Source organism: Pseudoalteromonas sp. BZK2 (assembly GCF_014349195.1).
GTDB classification, from domain to species: domain Bacteria; phylum Pseudomonadota; class Gammaproteobacteria; order Enterobacterales; family Alteromonadaceae; genus Pseudoalteromonas; species Pseudoalteromonas simplex.
On record NZ_JACSOG010000067.1, the window covers coordinates 1 to 7,867 of the forward strand.

The window sequence follows — 7,867 nt, forward strand, 5'->3', positions numbered from 1 at the left end:
TTTAGTTATTTGACAAACTAATTATGGCTCTGGCTTTGTATTAAGCTAACCCACGAAAAGCGGAGGCTAGCACCGTGTGGGAGTCATTATGTCTATATGGCTTTCAGGGAATGTAGTCGATGGAAGATGAATGGAAGAAATATCTCAATCAAGTTGAGCTTGAAGAGGTAGAGGCTATCAAGGTTAACTTTAGTAACTTTGAACGTTACATATCAGATAATGAAACAACCGCTACCCAGTTTAAAAGAGATAAGGTTGAATACAGCAAACGTTTGAAGCCTTATATTGAATTAGCAATGGCGCGTAAAAACTCACCTGAAATACGGAAATTCAGGCATTTTCACATTAGAGTGTTATCAAAAATATGGGACATTCTCTTAGGTGGCTTAATATTTTCATTACTAATAATTGTTGGTTTTGGTTTAGCTAAGTAGCCATATAACTAGACAATGAATCAGATTCACCAAGGCATGTCATGCCATTTGCTGAGCAAATCGCCCGCCAGCTTTTGGTTCACTTATTATTGGGGCGTTATGTAACTAAAGAAAGTGAAAGCTCCGAGTCAAACCAAAGAATTAAGAGAACTCATAAAAGATGCACGTTGGGGTATCTGGCTTTTTGTCGGGCTTAATTTACTTGTTTTAACTTTCTTCTTGTTAGATGGCATTTACAACGAATTTGTTTTTGTACTTCTTTTTATTCAAGTATTACTTTTAGTGGTGTGGTTCTTACCTGTATTTTGCTATCAAGTATTTTACAAAAAGTTGAGAGTAAAACTTGCTGTATACAAAGCGTTAGCCTCCTATAAAGAAGCTGTAAGTCATTTTTCGTGGTAACGTTACATAACAAACGAATTAATAATGGACGTCTCACGCTTGGCTGGCGCTCATTCTTCGCTAAGTATAGCCAAGCTAATCCGCCCATTATTCGGGCGTTACTGATTAAATACTCTAACGTGTTTTTGTCCAAAAGCGTGTTAGAGTGGCCGTCTGCTTCTCGCTCAAACCTATCAGTCAGGAGCATTTCTAACCTAATTGCTAAAAGCAAAAGGTCATGTATAAGTTGTTATAATTCATTGCCCGTCTATTACACATTATTTATCTGAAAAGCTTTTATAAAATTCTATCTTTGGGAAGGTAACAAAGGTGCCATTAGCTGCCTTACTATATATAACGACAATCAACACCTAATCTAACCTAAAAATGACAAAATAAATTTAGATTAATATGGTGTGATAAATGTGCGATATGAATAAAGGAATATATATTTAAGGTGCGATAAAATAAATAGATAAGTTCAGTAACTTATTGAATAGAGTGTAGAAAGATGGTCGGCATAGCAGGATTTGAACCTGCGACCCCTGACACCCCATGACAGTGCGCTACCAAGCTGCGCTATATGCCGACGTTTCAAGCCATAGTACGGCTTTTTTTATAAAAATCAATATCCCCGCAGTTCGATTGCCTGTTTATTGTTCAGGTAATCCACATTAAATCAATGGGCTAGAGGTTAGTCTAGCCAATCGTTGATCGTTTTGTACATAAAGTCGCGTATTAATGGTTGGGCATCGGCATTAGGGTGCAGGTTATCGTTTTGCATAAGTTCAGGGCGGCCTGCAATACTGAGCATGAAAAAGGGCATGAGCTTAGAATCTGTTTCATCGGCAATGGTTTTAAAGCTATCGGTGAAAAGTTTTGTGTAACGCGGGCCATAGTTTGGTGGAATTTGCACTTCCATTACGGCGGTTTTCGCCCCAATTTTTTGGCTTTTTGCAATTAAATCACGTAAGTTAGCTTGCAGGCGTTTAATAGGGAAACCTCGTAAACCATCGTTTCCGCCAAGCTCAATGAGTACATGAGTGGGTTCAAATTCGCTCAGTAACGCGTCGAGTCGCCTTAGAGCACCGCCTGTGGTTTCACCGCTAATACTGGCGTTTACTAGGTATACAGATTGGTCTTTTTCATCGTACTTATCTTGTAACAATTTAACCCAGCCTTGCTCTTGTTTAAGACCGTAAGCGGCGCTTAAACTGTCACCTAAAATTAAAATTGTGTTGTCAGCTGCTGCCGTAAGTGGTTTGATTACTAACAGTAAAACGAATATAAAACGTAGGATTGGATGCATCATATGTCAGCGCTTTCTCAATTAAACATCATTCAAGTTAAAGGACTTTCTAAAACGGTCACCACGGTTGAGGGCGACCTGACCATCCTCAGTGACATCAGCTTTAATGTCAAGTCAGGTGACTCAGTTGCCGTGGTGGGCACCTCTGGTTCGGGTAAGTCTACTTTATTAAGTTTATTGGCGGGCCTTGACCAATCAACTGGAGGCAGTATTCATTTAGACGGAGCCGCATTACACGAATTAGATGAAGAAGCACGCGCAGCACTTCGCGCTGAAAAAGTAGGATTTGTATTTCAGTCTTTCATGCTTGTACAAAGCTTAACAGCTCTTGAAAATGTAATGCTTCCGGCAGAACTTGCGGGTAGCAAAGATGCTAAACAACAAGCCCTTGAGTTACTTGATAAGGTAGGCTTAAGTCATCGTGTTGGCCATTACCCATCGCAATTATCTGGTGGTGAGCAGCAACGTGTAGCAATTGCGCGTGCATTTATTGGCACACCGAAAATCTTATTTGCCGATGAACCATCAGCAAACCTTGATAGCAAAAACGGTAAGTTAATTGAGTCTCTATTATTTGAGCTAAATAAAGAGCACGGCACGACACTTATTTTAGTAACCCATGATGAGCAGCTTGCACAAAAGTGCCAGCAAATTTTACATATTGAAGCAGGGCAGCTAGTAACTGTTAAAGAAAACGAAGGAGTGCAAGCGAATGTGGGCTAAATTAGCACTAAAACTGTTTTCACGTGAGTTTAAGCGTGGCGAATTAACAGTGATCAGTGCAGCAATAGCCTTAGCTGTTCTCACTGTTTTAACACTGTCTATGGTTACCGACCGCATTGGTCAAAGTATTGAAGAAAAAAGCAGCGCCTTTATTGCCGCTGACCGCGTTTTAGCAAGTAACCATGCTTTACCTGCTGAGTTTTTAGATAAAGCCAACCAAGAAAACTTACGCACCGCTAAAATAACTTACTTCGATACCATGTTATTTGCCGGTGACGAAATGCAACTTGGCTCGGTAAAAGCGGTATCAAACACCTATCCGTTAAAAGGCGAGTTAAAAGTAAAAACTAGCCTGACTGGTCAACCACAAGTAACTTCTGATATCCCAAGTCGTGGTGAAGTGTGGTTAAGTGAATCTGTGTTTTATGCGCTAAACATTAAAGTGGGCGATAAAGTAGAACTTGGTGCTGCTACGTTTACGGCTAGTCATGTTGTAGCCGAAGAGCCTGATGCACCCTTTAATGTGTTCTCGAGCAGCCAGCGAATCTTAATCAATGAAGCAGACATTGCTGTGACTGAGGTAATTCAGCCCGGCAGCCGAGTGTTTTACCGCCAACTTTATGCTGGCGACAAAGACAACTTAGATACCTTTTATGCGTGGTTAAAACCACAAATGAAAGAAAACCAGCGTTGGTATGGCGTTAAAGACCGCCAGTCACCTATTTCTAATAGTTTAAATCGTGCCGAAAGCTATTTATTGCTAGCTGGTTTACTTGGCATTATTTTAGCAGCTGTTGCTATTGCGGTATCGGCAAAACGTTATTGTGAGCGTCAGTACGACCCAGTTGCTATGATGAAAACGCTTGGCGGTAGCCGCGCTATGATCCGTAAAATCTATTTATTACATTTGAGCCTTGTATGTTCAATGTCGGTGATAGTCGGTTTACTGATTGGTTATGGTTTACAAGCGATTGCCACTGATTATTTAGCACAAACCATGGGTTCAGCACTGCCAAGTGCATCGGCAAAACCTTGGATCATCGCAATTAGCACGGGCGTGATTTGTGCGGTTATGTTTTCAATTAAACCGCTACTCGATTTATTTGATATTCCGCCGCTGCGTGTGCTTCGCCGTAACTTAGGCGACCGTTTATTAGTAAGTAAAGTGCACCTTACTATGTCGGCGCTTACTGTGTTTTTACTGATGTGGTTATTTAGTAACAACATCAAAATTAGTGCAATTTTGTTCCTTTCTACGGCATTTTTAATTGCGGTGTTATTTGGCTTATCAAAGGTTATTTTTGGTGGTGGCCGCAAACTTGGCTTGAGTCCGGGCAATAGTTGGTCATTGGCGATTGCGTCAATTCAAAAGCGTGCCAATGTGAATGCAGTACAATTAATTAGCTTTGCTTTGGCTATCAAGTTATTACTGTTTTTAATTGTACTTAAGAACGACATGATCTCGGATTGGCAGTCTCAGCTTCCTGAAAATGCCCCTAATTCATTTTTAGTGAACATTACTGAGCAAGAGTTAGAGCCTATAACTAGCTTCTTAGCGCAAAACGATATGCCAACGTCTGATTTCTATCCTGTTGTTCGTGGCCGTGTAAACGCCGTCAATGGTGAGTTGGTTGCCCGCGAAGTATCACAAGAAGACAACGAAAAGAAAGATGAAGAAGCCCGCTCTGGTATTGGCCGTGAGTTAAACCTAACTTGGCGTAAAGACTTGCCTAATCAAAACGAGCTTATCGACGGTGCATGGTTTAGTGAAGACTCAGTAGCTGAGGCATCGGTCGAAGAGTCGATGCTTGAGCGCCTTGATGTAAAAATAGGCGATACGCTTACTTTCTTAATTGGCGCGCAGTCGTTTGACGCAAAAATTACCAGTGTACGTAAGGTTAATTGGACCACGCTTAAACCTAACTTCTTTATTATTTTAAGCCCAGATGTGCTAGCGAGTTTCCCGGCTACATATATTTCATCAGTGAATGTAAAAGCAGAGAAAAAACGTGAGTTTAATGAGCTAATGCGTCAATACCCAACGGTTAACGTGATAGATGTTGAAAGCTTCATTAAACAAATTCGCTCAACCATAGAGCAAGTATCGTTAGCGATTGGCTTTGTACTAGCGATTGTGGTTGCCTGTGGCGCTTTAGTACTTATTTCACAAGTACAAGCAAGTTTGGGTGAGCGAATGCAAGAGATTGTTATTTTGCGAACTTTAGGTGCGAAAGGGCGCTTAATTAAAAATGCCACCTTATATGAATTTTTACTATTAGGCGTTACTGCAGGTTTAGTCGCTGCCATTGTCAGTGACATCGCTCTGTTAATAGTGCAAAAACAAATGTTCGATTTAGCAGGTAAGTTCCACCCTCATATTTGGGTTATTGGCCCAGCAGTCGGAGGCTTATTTGTGGCATGTTTAGGTTATTTGATGATAGCCCGCACAATGCGAAAAAATACCCAAGGCTTATTACGCTCGCTCGCGTAAATGTCTTAATTAAAGGTTGACTATAAAATGCTCGCAATTGCGGGCATTTTTTATGAATTGCAATTGGTTACTGGTAATTTATACAGTGCTCTGGCATTATTAACCGCAGATAATAATGATAATAGACGAGTCAGTTAGTTGGCGATTATTTTAGGGATTGATCCTGGTTCACGATTAACAGGGTACGGCGTGATTGCTCACCAAGGTGCTAAGTTCACTTATTTAGGCAGTGGCTGCATTAAATTGGCCGATCACGATTTTCCGATACGCTTAAAAATGATTTACCAAGGGATCAGTCAATTGGTAGAGCAATTCTCCCCAGACAGTTTTGCTATCGAAAAAGTGTTTATGGCACACAACCCAGACTCAGCGCTTAAGCTCGGTCAAGCACGCGGCGCTGCTATCGTTGGTGCTTCAATGGCAGAGCTGCCAGTTTATGAATATTCAGCTAGGCAAATTAAGCAGGCCGTTGTAGGCAATGGCGGAGCCGATAAGTCTCAAGTACAGCATATGGTTAAAAACATTTTAAAGCTGCCAGGTACCCCTCAAGCCGATGCCGCAGATGCTTTAGCAATTGCTATTTGTCATGCACACTCAGAACAAAATTTAATAAAACTTGCGGGCAGTGCGAGCAAAACCGTAAGAGGACGATTAAGGAAGTAATATGATTGGTCGATTAAATGGCTTACTTGTTGAAAAGCAGCCACCAGAAATTCTTATCGAAGTAAGTGGTGTAGGCTACGAAGTGCAAATGCCCATGACTTGCTTTTATGATTTACCGGCAGTGGGTGAGCAAGCGATTATTTATACCCATTTTGTGGTACGTGAAGATGCCCAGCTATTATTTGGCTTTAACAACAAAACCGAACGCGCTTTATTTAGAGAGCTTTTAAAAGCTAATGGTGTAGGGCCAAAGCTTGGTCTAGCTATTTTATCGGGTATGTCGGCGCAGCAATTTGTAAGTTGTGTTAATAATAAAGATGCGACCACACTGGTTAAACTACCGGGCGTTGGTAAAAAAACGGCTGAGCGTTTAGTGCTCGAAATGAAAGACAGGCTTAAAAATTGGGGTAATGACTTATTTACACCATTTAGCGATAATGCCGTCATTGAGCCATCAAGTGATGATACCCTAGTAGCAAATAATGCTGCTGATGATGCTGTATCAGCACTTGTGGCATTAGGCTATAAGCTACCGCAAGCACAAAAAGCGGTTAAAACAGTGAACAAACCAGATATGACGACCGAGGTTCTAATTAAAGAAGCTCTAAAATCAATGTTGTGAGTAAACCATGATTGAAGCAGATCGCTTAATAGATGCGAGTGAACAAAGTAACGAAGACAGTGTTGATCGTGCCATACGACCAAAACTGTTAACCGATTACACCGGCCAGCCGCATGTTAAGCAGCAAATGGAAATTTTTATTGAGGCTGCTCGCCATCGTGGCGAAGCGCTGGATCACTTATTAATATTTGGTCCACCGGGTCTTGGTAAAACCACACTTGCAAACATTGTTGCCAACGAGCTTAACGTTAATATTAAAACAACGTCGGGGCCAGTGCTTGAAAAAGCAGGGGATTTAGCCGCACTTTTAACGAACCTTGAAGAAGGTGACGTACTGTTTATTGACGAAATTCACCGTTTGAGCCCGCAAGTCGAAGAGATTTTGTATCCAGCAATGGAAGATTATCAGCTGGATATCATGATAGGTGAAGGCCCTGCAGCACGTTCAATCAAGCTTGATTTACCGCCATTTACTTTAATTGGCGCAACAACTCGTGCTGGCTCACTCACCTCACCACTTAGAGACCGTTTTGGCATCGTACAGCGATTAGAGTTTTATTCAGTTGAAGACCTCTCAAAAATTGTTGCCCGTTCAGCAAGCTTTTTAGACTTAACCATGTGTGATGAAGGCGCTACAGAAATCGCCAAGCGCTCACGTGGTACACCTCGCATAGCTAATCGTTTATTACGCCGCGTTCGTGATTACACCCAAGTGAAATCAGACGGTAAAGTGAATGCTACAGTTGCCGAGCAAGCCCTCGATATGATTGATGTCGATAAAAGCGGTTTTGACTACATGGATAGAAAATACTTGCTAGCTATTATCGAAAAATTTATGGGCGGCCCCGTTGGCCTTGATAACCTAGCGGCTGCAATTGGTGAAGAAAAAGAAACCATTGAAGATGTGATAGAGCCGTTTTTAATTCAACAAGGCTTTATACAACGCACACCGCGCGGACGCCTGGTTTCAGACATCGCTTATTTACACTTTGGGCTAACGCCAGAAAAATAACTAAAAACCCCGCGAAGCGGGGTTTTTAGTAGTTAGATTTCAGAAGTTAGATATCAGTTGATCGAGAGGGTGTTTTTATTTTTGTTTAATTAAACAAAAAGCTTGCTATAGATGATATTAGTTTTACTTTGTCCTAACCACTAACCACTAACCACTAACCACTAACCACTAACCACTAACCACTAACCACTAACCACTAACCACTAACCACTAACCACTAACCACTAACCAC

8 protein-coding genes and 1 tRNA gene are annotated in these 7,867 nt (G+C 41.3%); 7 read left to right on the top strand and 2 right to left on the bottom strand.

Translation table 11 applies throughout. The features are described 5' to 3' along the window. Positions 1-119 precede the first annotated feature (119 nt). Positions 120-434 carry a hypothetical protein gene (locus BIZ38_RS21360; RefSeq protein WP_187491258.1) on the top strand — a complete coding sequence of 105 codons (315 nt, stop codon included), beginning with the start codon at positions 120-122 and terminating at the stop codon, positions 432-434. 114 nt (positions 435-548) lie between these two features. After that, on the top strand, positions 549-836 hold the full coding sequence (locus tag BIZ38_RS21365) for a hypothetical protein (RefSeq protein ID WP_138615727.1): 288 nt from the start codon (positions 549-551) through the stop codon (positions 834-836). Positions 837-1,327: 491 nt separating this feature from the next. Here the strand turns inward: BIZ38_RS21365 and BIZ38_RS21370 are convergent. Both BIZ38_RS21370 and BIZ38_RS21375 read right to left on the bottom strand, forming a co-directional pair. Beyond that, positions 1,328-1,404: transfer RNA gene (locus BIZ38_RS21370), tRNA-Pro, on the bottom strand. 105 nt (positions 1,405-1,509) lie between these two features. Then, entirely contained in the window at positions 1,510-2,127 is a 618-nt protein-coding gene (locus BIZ38_RS21375) for an arylesterase (RefSeq protein ID WP_187491259.1), read from the bottom strand. Between BIZ38_RS21375 and BIZ38_RS21380 the strand changes: the two genes are divergently transcribed. The 5 genes from BIZ38_RS21380 to ruvB all read left to right on the top strand — a co-directional run bounded on the left by BIZ38_RS21380 (position 2,128) and on the right by ruvB (position 7,635). Beyond that, on the top strand, positions 2,128-2,847 hold the full coding sequence (locus BIZ38_RS21380) for an ABC transporter ATP-binding protein (RefSeq protein WP_187491260.1): 720 nt from the start codon (positions 2,128-2,130) through the stop codon (positions 2,845-2,847). Beyond that, on the top strand, positions 2,837-5,338 hold the full coding sequence (locus BIZ38_RS21385) for an ABC transporter permease (protein ID WP_187491261.1): 2,502 nt from the start codon (positions 2,837-2,839) through the stop codon (positions 5,336-5,338). Before BIZ38_RS21380 ends, BIZ38_RS21385 begins: the two co-directional genes overlap by 11 nt. Positions 5,339-5,476: 138 nt before the next feature. After that, a complete protein-coding gene (gene ruvC, locus BIZ38_RS21390) occupies positions 5,477-6,001 on the top strand; it encodes a crossover junction endodeoxyribonuclease RuvC (protein WP_054553009.1) in 525 nt (174 codons plus the stop codon). Between the two features lies 1 nt (position 6,002). Continuing rightward, on the top strand, positions 6,003-6,623 hold the full coding sequence (gene ruvA, locus BIZ38_RS21395) for a Holliday junction branch migration protein RuvA (RefSeq protein ID WP_187491262.1): 621 nt from the start codon (positions 6,003-6,005) through the stop codon (positions 6,621-6,623). A gap of 7 nt (positions 6,624-6,630) precedes the next feature. Beyond that, positions 6,631-7,635 carry a Holliday junction branch migration DNA helicase RuvB gene (gene ruvB / locus BIZ38_RS21400; protein WP_054553011.1) on the top strand — a complete coding sequence of 335 codons (1,005 nt, stop codon included), beginning with the start codon at positions 6,631-6,633 and terminating at the stop codon, positions 7,633-7,635. The last annotated feature ends 232 nt before the right edge of the window (positions 7,636-7,867 follow it).